Source organism: Streptomyces sp. 150FB (assembly GCF_000818195.1).
Classification (GTDB): Bacteria; Actinomycetota; Actinomycetes; order Streptomycetales; family Streptomycetaceae; genus Streptomyces.
In genome coordinates this window covers 2629987-2647041 of the sequence record NZ_JTHL01000001.1, presented here as the reverse complement: position 1 = coordinate 2647041, position 17055 = coordinate 2629987, and the positions used below count along the sequence as shown (strand labels likewise).

Sequence of the window (17055 nt, the reverse complement as noted above, 5' to 3'; positions counted from 1 at the left end):
GCAGGCAGTCTGCGCGCCGGTGGTAGCCGTGTTCGCCGCCAGTGTCAGTCTGGTGGCCATCCCCTGCAATCTCCTGGCCGAGCTGGTGGTGGCCCCGGCGACCGTGCTGGGCTTCGCCACGCTCGCGACGGCGCGGTTCGCGCTTCCGGTGGCCGAGGTGCTCGCCAGGGGCGCGGGTCTGCCGGCCGGGTGGATCGCCTCCATCGCCCGGGAAGGCGCCGCGCTTCCCGGTGCCGAGGCCGAGTGGCCCGGCGGCTGGCAGGGCGGTCTGCTGCTGGCCGGCCTGACGGCGCTCGTCCTGCTCGCGGTGGGACGGATCTCGCGCCACCCCTGGACGGCCGCCGCGTGCGCGGTCCTTCTGCTGGTCATGGTGGGGCGCCCGCCGCCGCTGGGCCGGCTCGTCACCGGGTGGCCGCCACCGGGCTGGACGTACGCGATGTGCGACGTCGGCCAGGGCGATGCCACCGTGCTGGCGGCGGGCGTGGGGACGGCCGTGGTGGTGGACGCGGGACCCGACCCCGTACTGGTCGACCACTGTCTGCGCGACCTCGGTGTCACCCGCGTCCCGCTCCTGCTGCTCACGCACTTCCATGCCGACCATGTCGCCGGCCTGCCCGGTGTGCTGCGTGGCAGATCCGTCGGCGCCATCGGGACGACATCCCTTCAGGAGCCGTGGGACCAGGGGGCTTTCGTCCGCAGGACCGCGACGGCGGCGCGGGTGCCGGTCATTCGCGCGGGGGCGGGCGAGGGGCGCAGGTTCGGGCCGCTCTCCTGGCGGGTTCTCTGGCCGCGCGCGGGACCGGCGGCGGCCACGGTCGCCGGGGAGCCGAACAACTCCAGCGTCACCCTGTTCGTACGGATCAGGGGCGGCCCCACGCTGCTGCTGCCCGGCGATCTCGAACCGTCGGCCCAGCAGGCCCTGTTGACCGACCATCCGGAGCTGCCACGGGCGGACATCCTGAAAGTCGCCCACCACGGATCGTCGTTCCAGTACCCCGGGCTGCTCCGGGCGGTCCGGCCCAGGCTGGCGCTGATCAGTTGCGGCGCCGGCAACATGTACGGCCACCCGTCGCCCCGGACGGTCGGCGCCCTCAGAGCCGGGGGAGCGGTGGTGCTGCGTACGGACACGGACGGCGCGATCGCGGTGACAGGGACGGGAGCCGGCCTGCGGGCCGTACCACGGGGGCCGGCGGGGCCGGGTGGGTCGAAAGGCCGTCCGGGCGGGTGACCGGCCGTCAGACGAGCCAGTTGCCTTCCCGCATCAGCTCCCGCCCGGCGAGCTCGTTCACCTCGCGCCAGGACTTCACCGTGTGCGGGGTGACGCGGAGGTACACCCAGGACTTCCGGTCCCTCGGGTCCCAGCCGAGCGCCGCCGCGAAGGCGTCGGCGGAGGCGGGATCGAGGCCGGAGCCCTCCTCCAGCACGGCCGTTCCCTCGATGTGGACCACGTCCCTGGTGGCGTCCAGGGTCACCACGGCCGGGCCGCCCGGAGTCAGGTTCAGCGCGGTGGGGTTGGTGCGGCGGGTGCACATCAGCAAGGTGCCCCGGTCCCAGACGAACGAGAGGGGGACGAGGCAGGGTTCGCCGTCCGACGAGGCGGTGGCCACCCAGGCGTCGTGCTCCTTCGCCAGCCGGTCGAGGACATGGCGTTTGCGCTCGGGCCCGCCGCGCGGCGGCGCCGGCTCAGTATGCGGGTCTGCTTCCGTTTCGGTCATGGTCGGCACCGTACGGCGCACGAGGTTCCGACGCCTCGGACCGGAGACCTACGACCTGAGAAGGGGATACTCTGCGGCTGGCACGCGAGTTCGAGCTCGCGCCGCCGGGTGACCCGGCGTCCGCCAAGGTTCCGTAACGGTTGGTCATGCCGAAGTCCGCTACCTGTCGGTACGTTTGCCTCGAACGACGCCGTGGTGATCGAATGCCTATTCGTCAAGGGCCGCTGCCACGACGTTGACGTCATGCCCTTACGCGGCCCCGCAGAGCCAAACGCACAGGGGTACGTACACCATGATCAGCCGCCTGCTCGGCCGACGGACGGCCGCGAACCAGAGAACCAACCCGCTCGCCGGACTGTCGGTACCTCCCGGCGCCGGTCTGCTCACCTGCCGTGTCCTCGACCCGGTCGGGGAGCCCATCCGCCAGGCCGATTTCACGGTGAGCGACCTCAACGGCCGCAAGATCGTGAGCGGCGAGACCGACCCGTTCGGGACGGTCGTGGCGATGGTCCCGCTCGGTGAGTACCGGCTCGCCGTCGCCGCCGAGAGCTTCAGTTCCCACCGCGGGAACGCGTCGGTCGCCGACGAAGGACAGCACTGCGGGCTCGGCGACATCACCCTCCAGATAGCACCCTCGATGCCGCTGCCCGCCCCGGGGGAGTGGGTGATCGAGCCGGCTCACTCCCGTATCGGCTTTGTCGCCCGCCACATCGGACTCGCGCGTGTCCACGGCCGGTTCGAGAACTTCGCCGGTGCCATCAGGATCGGCGAGACGATGGAACAGACGGCGATGCACGTCATCATCGGCGCCGAGTCCATCGACACCAACGTGCGGGTACGCGACGACCATCTGCGCTCCGCCGACTTCCTCGACGTGGCGAACTACCCGACGCTGGAGTTCTACAGCGAGCACTTCGCCCACCGGGGCGGCAACAACTGGGCGATCACCGGGGCGCTCAGCCTGCACGGTGTCACCCGTACGGTCACCCTCGAAGCGAAGTACCTCGGGGTCGGCAATGGTATGGACGGCGAGGCGCGAGCCGCCGTGAGCGCCTCCACCGAACTGCACCGCGAGGACTTCACGGTGAGCTGGCAGTCGATGCTCGCGCGCGGTATCGCGGTCGTCGGCTCCAGCATCAAGATCGACCTCGACGTGCAGATCGTTCCCAAGGGCACCAAGGGCTGGCCCATGGTGTGAGTGGGAGCCGACCCGTACCCGTCCCCCTGCCCGCCGTCCCCCTGCCCGCCGCACACCGCCCGCGCACGCCCGCCGCGCCTTGCTTGAGAGAATGCGTCGGTGAGCGATGTGAGACATGTGCTGGTGCTGCCCGACCGTGACGCCGCCGAAGAGGTGCTCCAGGCACTCGGTGAGCACTTCGGCGCGACGGAGGAACCCCGGCTGATCCGGGACGCCCTGGCCGGCGAGGACGACGCGGAGGACGCCCAGTGGCTGGTCGTCGTCGAGGACCCGGAAGCCCGCGTGGACGCCGTGGCGCTGGACGCGTTCGTGGCCGAGCGGGACGGCTGGCGGGAAGCTCCATAGGCCCGCGTCCGAGCAAGGCGGCGTCCGAGCGGGCGGGCTCAGACCTTGCGGATTCTGGCGGCCAGGGCAGGGGAGTGGTAGGCGGTATCTCCGCCCTTGAGCCAGGGTTCGAGATCAGGGGCCTTGGGATGCGCCCCGCCCAGCAGGTAGAGGCCGACGAAGAACAGGCCGCCGATCACCGTGGCCCCCAGCGTGACGATCACGGCGATATGGAATCCGTGCATGAAGCTGCCTGTCGTCTCGGCGAGGTGCAGCAGGACGGGACCGATCAGGAACGCGGCCTCCGAACGCAGCAGTTCCACCAGGGCGAAGGTCGCGCCGATCTGCCACACCGGCACGGAGAAGGCCGCCAGGAACAGTCCCGGTGCGACACCCGCGCCCGCGCCGTATCCCAGGAAGAAGGAGGAGACCGGGACGATGACGGAGGAGTTCGACTCCGTCACGGCCAGCAGAATGGCGCCGCCCACCGCGACGCTGACGAGGCCGGAGAGCGCCAGGTAGGGAACCCACCGGGTCGTCAGCAGCCGCCAGAAGATCACGGCGGCGATGCCCACACCGAGGACCATGCTGGTGACCAGTCCACCGGCGAGCACGGGAGACTTCTGCGGCACTGTTCTCAGGTAGATCTCGGTGAGTTCGAGCAGGGTGGTGAAGGCCGCGCCCACGAGCATCGCGTTGGCGGTTCCGGTGACGGGCAGCGTGTTGCTGATGGGCCGCACCGGCATCAGGGGTTTGGCCTTGCGGTACTGGGCCGCCACCAGCGCGATACCGATGAGAATCCCGACGATGACGGGACCGTAGAAGATCGGGTCACTGAACGAACCGCGTGTCAGCCAGGACACTCCGAAGAACGGCAGCGTGGTGGCGCCGAAGGCGAACGGAATGGCGAGCCAGTCGAAGGCGGCACGTCTGCTGGGCGGTTCGTTGCTCTCGAAGGTGAGAACGCCGAAGGTCAGCCCGATCGCCGCAAGCACGGCGAGTCCACCGAACAGCTCCCGCCAGCCACCCAGACTCCCGACCAGCCCGCCCACCAGCGGGCCGATCGTCACCATCCCGAACAGTCCCAGGCTGACGACCGCGCCTGTCGTCGGCAGCCGGTCGACGCCGTGCACGGTGATCAGCGGCGGCAGCGCGGCGACCAGCAGCATTCCGGTGAACAGGCCCTCCAGGATCACGCCCGCCGTGAACTGGCCGATCACCGTGGAACTCAGGACCAGCAGCGAGCTGAGGATGAAGCCCACCTCGCAGACGAGGTAGAGCGTGCGCCGGGGCACCCGCTGGACCAGATCGGCCGACGCCACGGCGCCGAACGCGTACCCGGCGTTGGACAGGCCCGCTGTGAGCTGCAACTCGAAGGGAGTGGCGTCAAGTGCCCGCATGATGACCGGTTCCATCAGCGACAGGGCTGTGGTGAGCACCAGGTACGGGCAGAGCGCGAGCAGCGCCAGGACCACCGCGGCAGGGTAGTTCCCGGCCAGCGGAATCCGGCTGAGAATGTTCGGAGTGCCGGACCGCATGGTGGTCTCCCGGGTTGGTGTGGCGGTGGGAGAGGCAGAGCGGTCACACGTCGAGGGCAGCAGGGTTCGCCGTCCTCGTCGCGGAGGGCCCCGCGTCTGTCGGACGTCCGGTCAGCGTACGATTCGCCACACTTCGTACCTGTCTGACACGCCCGGTCGTGTACGTGGTCCACGTACGGCACCCCGGCCGGACCCCGGCCGGACTCCGGCCCGCTGTCGGTGGCCCATGAGATCGTGGACCACGATGGCCACCAGGAAGACTTCCCCCGACGATCCGCTCGCCCCGCTCACCCTCGCTGTGGGCCAGGAGGATCTGCTGCTCGACCGCGCCGTGCAGCAGGTCGTGGCGGCGGCCCGCGCCTCCGACGCGGACACGGACGTACGCGACCTCACCTCCGACCAGCTCCAGCCGGGCACCCTCGCCGAGCTGACGAGCCCCTCGCTCTTCGCCGAGCGCAAGGTCGTCGTCGTGCGGAACGCGCAGGACCTGTCCGCCGACACGATCAAGGACGTCAAGGCGTATCTCGACTCGCCCGCCGAGGAGATCACCCTCGTCCTGCTGCACGCGGGCGGCGCCAAGGGCAAGGGGCTGCTGGACGCGGCCCGTAAGGCCGGCGCCCGCGAGGTCGCCTGCCCGAAGACCACCAAGCCCGCCGAGCGGCTCAGCTTCGTACGCTCCGAATTCCGCGCCCTCGGCCGCTCGGCGACCCCCGAGGCCTGCCAGAGCCTGGTCGACGCGATCGGCAGCGATCTGCGCGAGCTGGCGAGCGCCGCCGCCCAGCTCACCTCCGACGTCGAGGGCACGATCGACGAGGCCGTTGTCGGCCGCTACTACACGGGCCGCGCCGAGGCGTCCAGCTTCACCGTCGCCGACCGTGCCGTGGAAGGCCGCGCGGCCGAGGCGCTGGAGGCGCTGCGCTGGTCGCTGTCGACCGGTGTGGCACCCGTACTGATCACCAGCGCCCTCGCCCAGGGCGTACGAGCCATCGGCAAGCTCTCCTCCGCACGCGGCGGCCGGCCCGCCGACCTCGCGCGCGAGCTGGGCATGCCGCCCTGGAAGATCGACCGGGTGCGGCAGCAGATGCGCGGCTGGACCCCGGACGCCGTCGCCGTCGCCCTGCGGGCCGTGGCCGCGGCCGACGCGGGGGTGAAGGGCGGCGGCGACGACCCGGAGTACGCGCTGGAGAAGGCGGTCGTCGCGATCGCGCTGGCGGCCCGCTCGGGGGCCAGTCGCTGACCGGCGCCCGACCGCCGGCGCACAAGGCCTGACCGGCGCCCAGGGCGTAACAGGACCCCCGGGCATGCCGAAGGCCCCGTCCCGTCCTGGGGAAGGACGGGAATCGGGGCCTTGGTACGTAACGTTTGGACGCGCACCCGCGTGGCGAACGCAGTCGCGTGCGAATCCGAGAAGCACGCCGGTCAGGAGCGGTAGAGAGGGCCCGCTGAGTCCGTTCCGGCGGTCAAATCAAGACGAGAGCGGAAACAGTCGCTCAGCCCTGAAGGGTGGCAACCTGGGACGCCATGGCCGACTTCTTGTTGGCGGCGGCGTTCTTGTGGATGACGCCCTTGGAGGCGGCCTTGTCGAGCTGGCGGGACGCCTCACGAGCGGCCGCTGTGGCCTTCTCGACGTCACCGGCCGCGGCAGCCTCACGGGCCTTGCGGATCGCGGTCTTGAGCGACGACTTGACGGACTTGTTGCGCAGGCGCGCCTTCTCGTTCGTCTTGTTCCGCTTGATCTGGGACTTGATGTTCGCCACGAAAGAGCCTTTTCAGGTTCGGTGAAACTTGAGTGATCTTCGAAAGAACGGTGTCCGACCCCGGAGGGGCACGAGACACGGCTGTTCAGGCTACCAGTCACCCTCCGACCGGCCCAAACCGGGCGCAGTCCCGCACCCGTGGGACGATGGAGCCTACGTATCGATCCGATGTCGACCCGAGACGAGACGCCGCGCGTCTCAAGAATCAGGACCCTGCGTGCCCGCGACCCCGACCCACGTGCCCGAGCCCAGCCGTACGGACCCGGCGCTGCTCCGTAACTTCTGCATCATCGCGCACATCGACCACGGCAAGTCGACGCTTGCCGACCGGATGCTCCAGCTCACCGGGGTGGTCGACGCGCGGCAGATGCGTGCCCAGTATCTCGACCGGATGGACATCGAGCGCGAGCGCGGTATCACGATCAAGTCCCAGGCGGTACGGCTGCCGTGGGCGCCCAACACGGGCGAGGACAAGGGCAGGACACATGTCCTCAACATGATCGACACCCCCGGCCACGTGGACTTCACCTACGAGGTGTCGCGTTCGCTCGCCGCCTGCGAAGGCACCGTCCTCCTGGTCGACGCCGCTCAGGGCATCGAGGCGCAGACCCTCGCCAACCTCTATCTGGCGATGGAGAACGACCTGACCATCGTCCCGGTACTCAACAAGATCGACCTGCCGGCCGCCCAGCCGGAGAAGTTCTCCGAGGAGCTGGCCAACCTCATCGGCTGCCAGCCCGAGGACGTGCTGCGGGTGTCCGCCAAGACCGGTCTCGGCGTCGACGTCCTGCTCGACAAGGTGGTCGAGATGGTCCCGCCGCCGGTCGGCGACGCGGACGGCGCCGCCCGCGCGATGATCTTCGACTCGGTCTACGACTCCTACCGGGGAGTCGTGACGTACGTACGAGTCATCGACGGCAGCCTCAACAAGCGCGAGCGCATCCGCATGATGTCCACCGGCGCCACCCACGAGCTGCTGGAGATCGGGGTCTCGTCCCCGGAGATGACCCCGGCCGACGGGATCGGCGTGGGCGAGGTCGGCTACATCATCACCGGCGTGAAGGACGTCCGTCAGTCCAAGGTCGGTGACACGATCACCACCCTCAGCAAGGGAGCCACCCAGGCGCTCGGGGGCTACAAGGACCCGCGTCCCATGGTGTTCTCCGGCCTCTATCCGCTCGACGGCTCGGACTACCCCGAGCTGCGCGACGCGCTCGACAAGCTCCAGCTCAACGACGCCGCCCTGGTGTACGAGCCGGAGACCTCGGCGGCCCTCGGCTTCGGCTTCCGCGTCGGCTTCCTCGGCCTGCTGCACCTCGATGTGATCAGGGAGCGGCTGGAGCGCGAGTTCAACCTCGACCTGATCGCCACCGCCCCCAACGTGGTCTACCGCGTGGTCATGGAGGACGGCAAGGAGCACACGGTCACCAACCCGAGCGAGTTCCCCGAGGGCAAGATCGACTCGGTGCACGAGCCGGTCGTACGGGCCACGATCCTCGCGCCGAGCGAGTTCATCGGCTCGATCATGGAGCTGTGCCAGACCCGGCGCGGCACCCTGCTCGGCATGGACTACCTCTCCTCCGACCGGGTCGAGATCCGCTACACGCTGCCGCTCGCGGAGATCGTCTTCGACTTCTTCGACCAGCTCAAGTCCAAGACGCGCGGCTACGCCTCGCTGGACTACGAGCCCACCGGCGAGCAGTCGGCGCAGCTCGTCAAGGTCGACATCCTGCTGCACGGCGACAAGGTGGACGCGTTCTCCGCCGTGACGCACAAGGACCAGGCGTACGCCTACGGTGTACGGCTCGTCGCCAAGCTGCGCGAGCTGATCCCGCGCCAGGCCTTCGAGGTGCCCATCCAGGCCGCGATCGGCTCCCGGGTGATCGCGCGCGAGACCATCCGTGCCATCCGTAAGGACGTTCTCGCCAAGTGCTACGGCGGTGACATCTCCCGTAAGCGGAAGCTGCTGGAGAAGCAGAAGGAAGGCAAGAAGCGGATGAAGATGGTCGGCAGTGTGGAGGTCCCGCAGGAGGCCTTCATCGCCGTGCTGTCCAGCGACGAGTCCGGCGGCAAGGCGAAGAAGTAGCGGGAGACGTGAGCTGTCCGATGGATGGGTGAGTGAGCCGGCGGACGGAGCAGCCGGAAAGATCAGGTATCCGTGTCACCCGGCGCGTCTCCCGCGTGTCACCCGGCAGGCCCTCACGCTGTGGCGTGGGGGCCTGCTGTGTCGGCTGGGATGCCTTCGTTATCAAGCGGGGTCCCACGGCCCCTTACGTGCACGACGGGTCCCCTCTACTCTGATCACTGCCCCGTAGTTACTCGTCAGTTAGTTACCCGCCAGTCACACAAATTCAGTAAGCCACCCGGCACAGTCGCCGGCCCGGAGGATGTCGTGAGCGACACACAGACCTTGATCGAGAATCGGCCGCCCTCAGTGGCGCCTCTCTTCATTGAGCGCGTGGCGGCCACGCCGGATGCGGAGGCGTACAGATACCCCGTACCCCCGTCCTCGGGACAGGGGCCTGACGAGTGGCGCTCGCTGAGCTGGAGCCAGACCGCCGAGCGGGTGTATGCCATCGCCGCCGGCCTGGTCGAGCTGGGCGTACAGCCCGAGCAGCGGGTCGCGCTCGCCTCCTCCACCCGCGTCGAGTGGATCCTCGCCGACCTCGGCGTGATGTGCGCGGGCGCGGCGACCACCACCGTCTACCCGTCCACCAACGCGGAGGAGTCGGCCTTCATCCTCTCCGACTCCGAGAGCCGGGTGCTGATCGCCGAGGACGCCGTCCAGCTCGCCAAGGCGCGCGAGCGCAGGGCCGAGCTGCCGAACCTCGCCCATGTCGTGGTGATCGACGCAGCGGGCGTGACGGCCGACGACACGGACCCCGAGGGCTGGGTCCTCTCCCTCGCCGACCTGGAGGCGCGCGGCGCGGTGTATCTCGCCGCGAACCCTGCCGTGGTCAAGGAGCGGGTCGCCGCCATCACCGCCGGGCAGCTCGCCACCCTCATCTACACCTCGGGCACCACGGGCCGCCCCAAGGGCGTACGGCTGACGCACGACAGTTGGTCGTACATGGCCAAAGCCACGGTGGCGACCGGCCTCATCGGCAAGGACGACGTCCAGTACCTCTGGCTGCCGCTCGCCCATGTCTTCGGCAAGATGCTGACGTCCGGGCAGATCGAGGTCGGACACGTCACCGCGGTCGACGGCCGTGTCGACAAGATCATCGAGAACCTGCCGGTGGTCAGGCCGACCTATATGGCCGCCGTGCCGCGCATCTTCGAGAAGGTCTACAACGGCGTCGCCGCCAAGGCGCGGGCCGGCGGCCCGGCCAAGTACAAGATCTTCAAGTGGGCCGCCGACATCGCCCGCGAGTCGGCCAAGGTCTCCCAGGACAACTTCCGGCGTACGGGCACGGCCTCCCTCCCGCTCGGCCTCGCCGCCAAGCACAAGGTCGCCGACGCGCTCGTCTACACCAAGCTGCGCGAGGCGTTCGGCGGCAGACTGCGCGCCGCCGTCTCCGGGTCCGCCTCGCTCGCCCCCGACATCGGCTACTTCTTCTCCGGCGCCGGGATCCACATCCTGGAGGGCTACGGTCTCACCGAGTCCAGCGCCGCGAGCTTCGTCAACCCCGGCCACGCGTATCGCACCGGTACGGTCGGCAAGCCGATGCCCGGCACCGAGGTACGGATCGCCGACGACGGCGAGATCATGCTGCGCGGCCCTGGCATCATGCAGGGCTACCAGGGGCTGCCGGAGAAGACCGCCGAAGTCCTGGAGCAGGACGGCTGGTTCCACACCGGGGACATCGGTGAGCTGTCCCCCGACGGCTATCTGCGGATCACCGACCGCAAGAAGGACCTCATCAAGACGTCGGGCGGCAAGTACATCGCGCCGGCCGAGGTCGAGGGCCAGTTCAAGGCCGTGTGCCCGTTCGTCTCCAACATCCTGGTGTACGGCGCCGACCGCAACTTCTGCACGGCCCTGATCTCGCTCGACGAGGAGTCGATCCTCGCCTGGGGCGCCGAACACGGCCTGGGTGGCAAGTCGTACGCCGAAGTTGTCGCCGCCGAGCGCACCAAGGCGCTTATCGGCGGGTACGTCCAGCGGCTCAACGAGGGCCTCCAACGCTGGCAGACCATCAAGAAGTTCCGGCTGCTGCCGCGCGATCTGGACATCGAGCACGGCGAGTTGACGCCGAGCCTCAAGCTCAAGAGGCCTGTCGTGGAGCGGGAGTACCGGGATCTGATCGAAGAGATGTACGCGGGCTCACGGGAGGCCTGAGCAGGCTGAGGTACGGCCGGGACCGCCCCTTGCGGTCCCGGCCGTCGGCGATCGGCGGCCGGGGGGACCGGCCGCGTCAGCGGTCCCTGCCCCGCCGCAGCTCGTCCAACGCGTCCCAGATCCCGGCGAGTTGGTCCTTCACCTCGGTGAGATCGTTGGGCCCGCCCCGCGCCAACTCCTCCTCCACCGAGGACAGCCGGTCCCCGATGTGCCCCAACTGCTCCTGCTCGCGCGCCAGTAGCCACGCCAACTGCCGGTTCTTCCGGTACAGGTCGAGGAAGACCCGCACCTTGGCGCGCAGGATCCAGGGGTCGAAGGGCTTGGTCAGGAAGTCGGCGGCGCCGGTCGCGTAGCCGCGGAAGGCGTACCCGCTGTCCGACTCGGTCCCGTTCATGAAGATGATCGGGATGTCCTTGACGCTCTCCAGCCTCCTGATGCCGGAGGCCGTCTCGAAGCCGTCCATACCGGGCATCCGGACGTCGAGCAGGATCACCGCGAACGGCTGGCGCCGCAGCGCCGCCAGCGCCTCCTCGCCCGAACGGGCACGTACGAGCGGCTCGTCGAGAGAAATCAGTACGGATTCGAGCGCGTCGAGATTGTCCTCCATGTCGTCGACGAGGAGGATGCCCGCACGGTCTGCGGCGGATGTCTGCGTGCTCATCCCTGGCTCCTTGTCCGAGGCCTCCCGCATGCGGGAGGGGAAGGCAAGGATCCTCCGTCGGTACTGCTTTGTACATCGTTCCGCTGGTTTGGCCGGACGACGACGCATTCGCCAACGGACGTATATCTCGCACCTGTTCGGCGACTAGGCGCGCGCCACCCGGCACGTTCTGTCACGCTTGCGGGTCAGACCGCAAGCGGCGTGACTACACAACTCGACCAGGAGTCGCAGTGGGGCCCATTCCGATCCCGGTTCCGATTCCGCGGGAGCCGGCTCACCAGCCGGCAGCGCCGCAGGCGCCGTTACGCGAGGACGCGCGCTCCACCTCCCGTACCAGCCTGCCCGGCAACCCGCTCGCCCCCGCAGCCGCCCGCCGTTTCGTACGCGCGGCGCTCGCCGACTGGACCAGCCTCGGGCTGCTCGCCACCTGTACGTTCTGCCGGGGCTCAGGCTGCCCGCCCGGGCAGCACAGCACCGACCTGCTCGCCGACGACGCCGTCCTCATCGTCAACGAACTCGTCACCAACGCCGTCGTGCACGCCGGCACCACCGTCGAACTGCTCTGCCGCCTGGAAGACCCCTCGGAGCCGGACGACGAGGCGGCGGCCCTGGTCCTGGAGATCTCCGACCACCACCCCACCCGGGCGGTACGGGAGGGCGTACGCGACGAGGACCGCTCCTCGTCCGGGGCCGGCACCCACGAGTACGGCAGGGGCCTGCAACTCGTCGCCTCCTTCGCCGAATGCTGGGGCATCACCTACCGCACCGGCCTCAAGACCGTCTGGGCCCGGCTGCCGCTCGAAGGCCGCGACGCGGGACCGCCGCAGGCGACCGAGCCCGCGCTGCGCCGGGGCGTGCGCGCCGCCGAGATCCTCGCGCCCGTGACCCGGCGTACCGTGCGCGACGACTCCGACTGGATCAGCAGGGGCGCGCTCTCCTTCCTCGCCGAGGCCTCCGACCTGCTCGCAGGGCAGCTCGACGAGGACCTGGTCGCCGCGCTCGCCTGCCAGCTCCTGGTGCCACGGCTCGCCGACTGGTGCGCGGTCTGGCTGGACGGCGGCAGCAACGGCGAACCCCGGCTGGCGCGGGTCTGGCACACCGACGAGTCCCGCACCGACCAGCTCCGCACGGTCCTGGAGAAGGAGCCGCCGTGGCTGCGCGACACCCCGCGCCCCGGCGTGATCCCCATCCCCTGGCCGGGCGGCGAGAGCGATCCGGCGTCGGGGGAGCAGGGCACGGCTCTCGCCTGCCGGCTGATCGCCAACGGGCGCCCGATCGGCGCGCTCCTGCTCGGCCGGCTCGAACAGACCCTCGTACCCGACGAAGTGACCGCCCTCATGGAGGACTTCGCCCGCCGCGTCGCCCTCGCGATCGGCGCCGCGCGTCGCTACACCCGGCAGGCCACCATCAGCCGCGTCCTCCAGCGCGGACTGCTGCCCACCCAGGTCGCGCGGATTCCCGGAGTCGCCAGCTCCCTGGTGTACGAGCCGAGCGACGAAGGGCTCGCGGGCGGCGACTTCTACGACATCTTCCCGTGCTCCCCGGGCGGCCGGTGGTGCTTCATGCTCGGCGACGTCCAGGGCAGCGGCCCCGAGGCCGCCGTCGTCACCGGCCTCGCGAGACCCTGGCTGCGGCTGCTGGCCCGCGAGGGCTACCGCGTCGGCGAGGTCCTCGACCGCCTCAACCGGCTGCTGCTCGACGACGCGACCGAAGCCGCCGAATCGGCGTCCCTGATGGTCGCCGCCGCGGGCGGCCCCGGGCTGCCCGACGGCGCGCACGGCCAGCCCGACGGCGGTCCTGGGACGCTGCCCGACGGCGGCCAGTCCCGCTTCCTTTCGCTGCTGTACGGGGAGCTGATGCCGCTGCCGGGGACCGGGGGCGCCCCCGGCGGCGTACGGTGCACGCTCGCGAGCGCCGGCCACCCGCTGCCGCTGCTCCTGCGGCCGGACGGAACGGTTCTGCCCGCCGCCGAGCCCCAGCTCCTGCTGGGCGTCGACGAGAACGTCGCGTACGAGAGCCGCACGTTCGACCTGGAGCCGGGCGACACCCTCCTCTGCGTCACGGACGGCGTCACCGAGCGCCGCTCGGGCAAGCGGATGCTCGACGACGGCGACGGCCTCGCGCTGGCGCTCGCGGGATGTACGGGGCTCACGGCGCAGGGCGTCGCCGAGCGCATACGGCGCGTGGTGCACGACTTCGACGGGGCCCCGCCGGGCGACGACCTGGCGCTGCTGGTCTTCCAGGCGGAGTGAGCCGGGCGGCCGTGCGGACCGGCGTCGCGCGGAGGTGCGGGACACTGGGGTCATGCCTTCCGCACTGCCCGACGGTGAGCCCATGCCCGAGACCGGCGCGCTGCCCGCGAGCGCCCTCCAGGGCGCCGCCGACCGGCCCCTCGGCTTCTACCTGCACGTCCCGTACTGCGCGAGCCGCTGCGGCTACTGCGACTTCAACACCTACACGGCGACCGAGCTGCGCGGCTCGGGGGGCGTCCTGGCGTCCCGCGACAACTACGCGGGAACGCTGGTGGACGAGGTCCGGCTGGCGCGGAAGGTGCTGGGCGACGACGCGCGGAAGGTCCGTACGGTCTTCGTCGGCGGCGGCACGCCGACGCTGCTGGACGCCGGTGACCTCGTACGGATGCTGGGCGCGATCCGCGACGAGTTCGGCCTCGCCGACGACGCCGAGATCACGACCGAGGCGAACCCGGAGTCGGTGGACCCGGCGTATCTGGCGGCGCTGCGCGAGGGCGGCTTCAACCGGATCTCGTTCGGGATGCAGAGCGCGAAGCAGCACGTCCTGAAGGTCCTCGACCGCAACCACACGCCCGGGCGCCCCGAGGAGTGCGTCGCCGAGGCGCGGGCCGCGGGCTTCGACCATGTGAACCTCGACCTGATCTACGGCACGCCGGGCGAGACCGACGCGGACTGGCGCGACTCGCTGGCCTCGGCGCTGGGCGCCGGGCCCGACCACATCTCGGCGTACGCGCTGATCGTCGAGGAGGGCACGGGGCTCGCGCGCCGGATCCGCAGGGGCGAGGTCCCGATGACGGACGACGACGAGCACGCCGACCGCTACCTGATCGCGGACGAGGTGCTGGGCGCGGCGGGCTTCGAGTGGTACGAGGTGTCCAACTGGGCGACCACCGAGGCGGCCCGGTGCCTGCACAACGAGCTGTACTGGCGCGGCGCCGACTGGTGGGGCGCCGGGCCCGGCGCGCACAGCCATGTGGGCGGCGTGCGCTGGTGGAACGTGAAGCACCCGGGCGCGTACGCGGCGGCGCTGGCGGAGGGCCGCTCACCGGGTGCGGGCCGGGAGATCCTCACGGCGGAGGACCGCCGGGTGGAGCGGATCCTGCTGGAGCTGCGGCTGCGGGACGGGGTCCCGCTGTCGCTGCTGGCGAAGGCGGGCCTGGCGGCGGCGTCCCGAGCGGTCGCGGACGGCCTGCTGACGGCGGAGGCGTTCGCCGGGGGGCGGGGGGTGCTGACGCTGCGGGGGCGGCTGCTGGCGGACGCGGTGGTGCGGGACCTGGTGGATTGACGGTCGCCTCCCGGCGGGGGGCCGTGGTTTGGGGCGGTGCGGTGGTTGCGGCCGGTTGGTTGTGGTGCCGGGCGGCGCGTGGTTGCGGTGCGCTTGGTTGCGGTCGCGGTGGTGGTGCCGGGCGCCGGGGCCTCCGGAGGCACATGTCCGGACGTGTGATTTACGGCGTCGTCACCGCGGAATGTTTTGCCTGGGGCGGGTTGTGCGCCACAAATCTCACGTTGGCGTCCGGACACGTACCTCCTGCGACCCCGTCACCCTCCGTCGCCGGTGGCTGCCCGCAATGCCCTCGCCAGCGGCGTGGTGTGACGTTTCTTGATCACTCTCCGGAGTGAACCCGTGCGGATTTGGGGTGCGCCTGCCTACGCTGTCCCTAGGCTGCCGCTAACAGAAACGGCGGAATGTGGAGGCTCACGGAGATGACCGCTGTGGACGAGCGACTGACTACTGACGCTACCGAGGTCTTTGAGCAGCTTGAGGCGCCCGAAGGATTCAAGGTGGAGCTTCTCCGGGGGGACATTGTGATGATGGCAGGGCCCGACAGGGTCCATAACGCGATCGTTGAATCTGTACAGGATCAGATCCCGCGAGCGCGATGGAGGCGTCTCCAGACCCAGGACATCGCCATCCCCGGTGAGAAGAGTGAGCCGCAGCCCGATCTCGTCGTTCTTGAGCGGGGCGCGGAGGACGGGCCCGGGCGGCTCATCCCCGCACCCGCTGTGACTCTCCTGCTGGAGGTCGTCTCCAAGACGAGTGCCGATCGGGACTACGGCGAGAAGCGCTCGATCTACGCCGCCGGCGCGGTGCCCGCGTATCTGATCATCGACCCCATGGCGCAGCACTGCGTGCTGCTCACCGAGCCGACCGGCACCGGGGAGGGGGCCGACTACCGGGTGGAGCGCACCACCAAGTTCGGCGAGCCCGCTCCCCTGGACCTGCTCGGGGTCGAGCTGGACACCGGTGACTTCGAGACGCTGCCTCCCATTACCCGCCATCGCCGACCGTGACGAAGTCGATCAAGTGCTCCACCGAGCCCAGCAGAGCCGGTTCCAGGTCTCGGTAGGACCTCACGCACGACAGGATCCGCTGCCACGCGGCGCCCGTGTTCTCCGGCCAGCCCAGCGCCCTGCACACCCCCGTCTTCCAGTCCTCGCCGCGCGGTACCGACGGCCACGCCGCGATGCCCACCGAGGACGGCTTCACCGCCTCCCACACGTCGATGTACGGGTGGCCGACCACCAGGACCTCGGAGCCCGTCACCTCCGCAGCGATACGTGACTCCTTCGAGCCCGGCACCAGGTGGTCGACCAGTACGCCGAGGCGCGCGTCGGCCGCCGGGCCGAACTCGGTGACGATCGAGGGGAGATCGTCGATGCCGTTCAGGAACTCGACGACCACGCCCTCGATGCGCAGGTCGTCGCCCCACACCTTCTCGACCAGTTCCGCGTCGTGCCGGCCCTCGACGTAGATGCGGCCCGCCCTCGCCACCCGGGCCCGCGCGCCCGGGACCGCGACGGAGCCGGAGGCCGTGCGGGTCGGGCGGGACGGGGCCGCCGACGACGGGCGGACCAGGGTCACCACCTTGCCCTCCAGCAGGAACCCGCGTGCCACCAGCGGGAAGACGCGGTGTTTGCCGAAGCGGTCCTCCAGGGTGACCGTCGGGCCCTCGGCCGTCTTCTCGCAGCGGATCACCGCGCCGCAGAAGCCCGTCGACACCTCCTCGACGACCAGATCAGGATCGGCGGGGACCTCCGGCGCGGGGGTGGATTTCTTCCACGGCGGCGTCAGATCGGGGCTGTAACTGCGCATGGGCAGCACGATATGCGGCCCCCGCCGGGAGGGCCACGGGCGGTCTACGCCACGCCGAACCGCGCCGCCAGCGCGTCGCGCTGCGCGTGGACGAAGGCCGCGTCCACGGCCGCGCCGTGCCCCGGTACGTACACCGCGTCCTCGCCGCCCAGCGCGAGCAGCCGGTCGAGCGCCGCCGGCCAGCGCGCCGGGATCGCGTCGCCGCCCGCCTGCGGCTCCCCCCCCCCCCCCCCC

14 protein-coding genes and 1 pseudogene are annotated in these 17055 nt (G+C 70.5%); 9 read left to right on the top strand and 6 right to left on the bottom strand.

Annotated features, from left to right (window positions below; translation table 11 throughout):
* A partial coding sequence (locus QR77_RS11120) for a ComEC/Rec2 family competence protein (RefSeq protein WP_150130557.1) occupies positions 1-1228 on the top strand: 1228 nt, incomplete at its 5' end.
* Positions 1229-1235: 7 nt separating this feature from the next.
* Here QR77_RS11120 and QR77_RS11115 read toward each other — a convergent pair.
* Positions 1236-1715 carry a pyridoxamine 5'-phosphate oxidase family protein gene (locus QR77_RS11115; protein WP_040027701.1) on the bottom strand — a complete coding sequence of 160 codons (480 nt, stop codon included), beginning with the start codon at positions 1713-1715 and terminating at the stop codon, positions 1236-1238.
* A gap of 292 nt (positions 1716-2007) precedes the next feature.
* Here QR77_RS11115 and QR77_RS11110 point away from each other — a divergent pair, with 292 nt between their 5' ends.
* The gene (locus QR77_RS11110) at positions 2008-2913 is read left to right on the top strand and encodes a YceI family protein (RefSeq protein ID WP_040021359.1); all 906 of its coding nucleotides are present in this window, start codon (positions 2008-2010) and stop codon (positions 2911-2913) included.
* 99 nt (positions 2914-3012) lie between these two features.
* Positions 3013-3258: a hypothetical protein gene (locus QR77_RS11105; RefSeq protein WP_078876609.1), complete on the top strand. Its 246-nt coding sequence runs from the start codon at positions 3013-3015 to the stop codon at positions 3256-3258.
* 38 nt (positions 3259-3296) lie between these two features.
* Here QR77_RS11105 and QR77_RS11100 read toward each other — a convergent pair whose 3' ends face one another.
* A complete protein-coding gene (locus QR77_RS11100; protein ID WP_040021355.1) occupies positions 3297-4775 on the bottom strand; it encodes an MFS transporter in 1479 nt (492 codons plus the stop codon).
* 244 nt (positions 4776-5019) lie between these two features.
* Here QR77_RS11100 and holA point away from each other — a divergent pair, with 244 nt between their 5' ends.
* Positions 5020-6012, top strand: a complete 993-nt coding sequence (holA, locus tag QR77_RS11095; protein WP_040021342.1) for a DNA polymerase III subunit delta — start codon at positions 5020-5022, stop codon at positions 6010-6012.
* A gap of 253 nt (positions 6013-6265) precedes the next feature.
* Here the strand turns inward: holA and rpsT are convergent, their stop codons facing one another.
* A complete protein-coding gene (rpsT, locus tag QR77_RS11090) occupies positions 6266-6532 on the bottom strand; it encodes a 30S ribosomal protein S20 (RefSeq protein ID WP_040021335.1) in 267 nt (88 codons plus the stop codon).
* A gap of 217 nt (positions 6533-6749) precedes the next feature.
* On the opposite strand from rpsT, the gene lepA reads away from it, so the two are divergent.
* The gene (lepA, locus tag QR77_RS11085; protein WP_040021332.1) at positions 6750-8618 is read left to right on the top strand and encodes a translation elongation factor 4; all 1869 of its coding nucleotides are present in this window, start codon (positions 6750-6752) and stop codon (positions 8616-8618) included.
* A gap of 306 nt (positions 8619-8924) precedes the next feature.
* Positions 8925-10814 carry an AMP-dependent synthetase/ligase gene (locus tag QR77_RS11080; RefSeq protein WP_040021330.1) on the top strand — a complete coding sequence of 630 codons (1890 nt, stop codon included), beginning with the start codon at positions 8925-8927 and terminating at the stop codon, positions 10812-10814.
* A gap of 76 nt (positions 10815-10890) precedes the next feature.
* On the opposite strand, the gene QR77_RS11075 is transcribed toward QR77_RS11080, so the two are convergent.
* Entirely contained in the window at positions 10891-11475 is a 585-nt protein-coding gene (locus QR77_RS11075) for a response regulator (protein ID WP_040021328.1), read from the bottom strand.
* 257 nt (positions 11476-11732) lie between these two features.
* Between QR77_RS11075 and QR77_RS11070 the strand changes: the two genes are divergently transcribed.
* From QR77_RS11070 to QR77_RS11060, 3 genes are all read left to right on the top strand, one after another.
* Positions 11733-13727 carry a SpoIIE family protein phosphatase gene (locus QR77_RS11070; protein WP_052489578.1) on the top strand — a complete coding sequence of 665 codons (1995 nt, stop codon included), beginning with the start codon at positions 11733-11735 and terminating at the stop codon, positions 13725-13727.
* Positions 13728-13779: 52 nt separating this feature from the next.
* Complete coding sequence (gene hemW / locus QR77_RS11065; RefSeq protein WP_040021326.1) at positions 13780-15012, top strand: radical SAM family heme chaperone HemW; 1233 nt, start codon at positions 13780-13782, stop codon at positions 15010-15012.
* A 419-nt stretch (positions 15013-15431) separates the two neighbouring features.
* On the top strand, positions 15432-16019 hold the full coding sequence (locus tag QR77_RS11060) for a Uma2 family endonuclease (protein WP_040027699.1): 588 nt from the start codon (positions 15432-15434) through the stop codon (positions 16017-16019).
* Here QR77_RS11060 and QR77_RS11055 read toward each other — a convergent pair.
* Both QR77_RS11055 and QR77_RS48515 read right to left on the bottom strand, forming a co-directional pair.
* Positions 15997-16821 carry a DUF3097 domain-containing protein gene (locus QR77_RS11055; RefSeq protein ID WP_040021324.1) on the bottom strand — a complete coding sequence of 275 codons (825 nt, stop codon included), beginning with the start codon at positions 16819-16821 and terminating at the stop codon, positions 15997-15999. The two genes, QR77_RS11060 and QR77_RS11055, sit on opposite strands and share 23 nt — an antisense overlap.
* A gap of 44 nt (positions 16822-16865) precedes the next feature.
* Positions 16866-17055 (bottom strand): annotated as a pseudogene (locus QR77_RS48515) (MBL fold metallo-hydrolase); the annotation flags it as partial.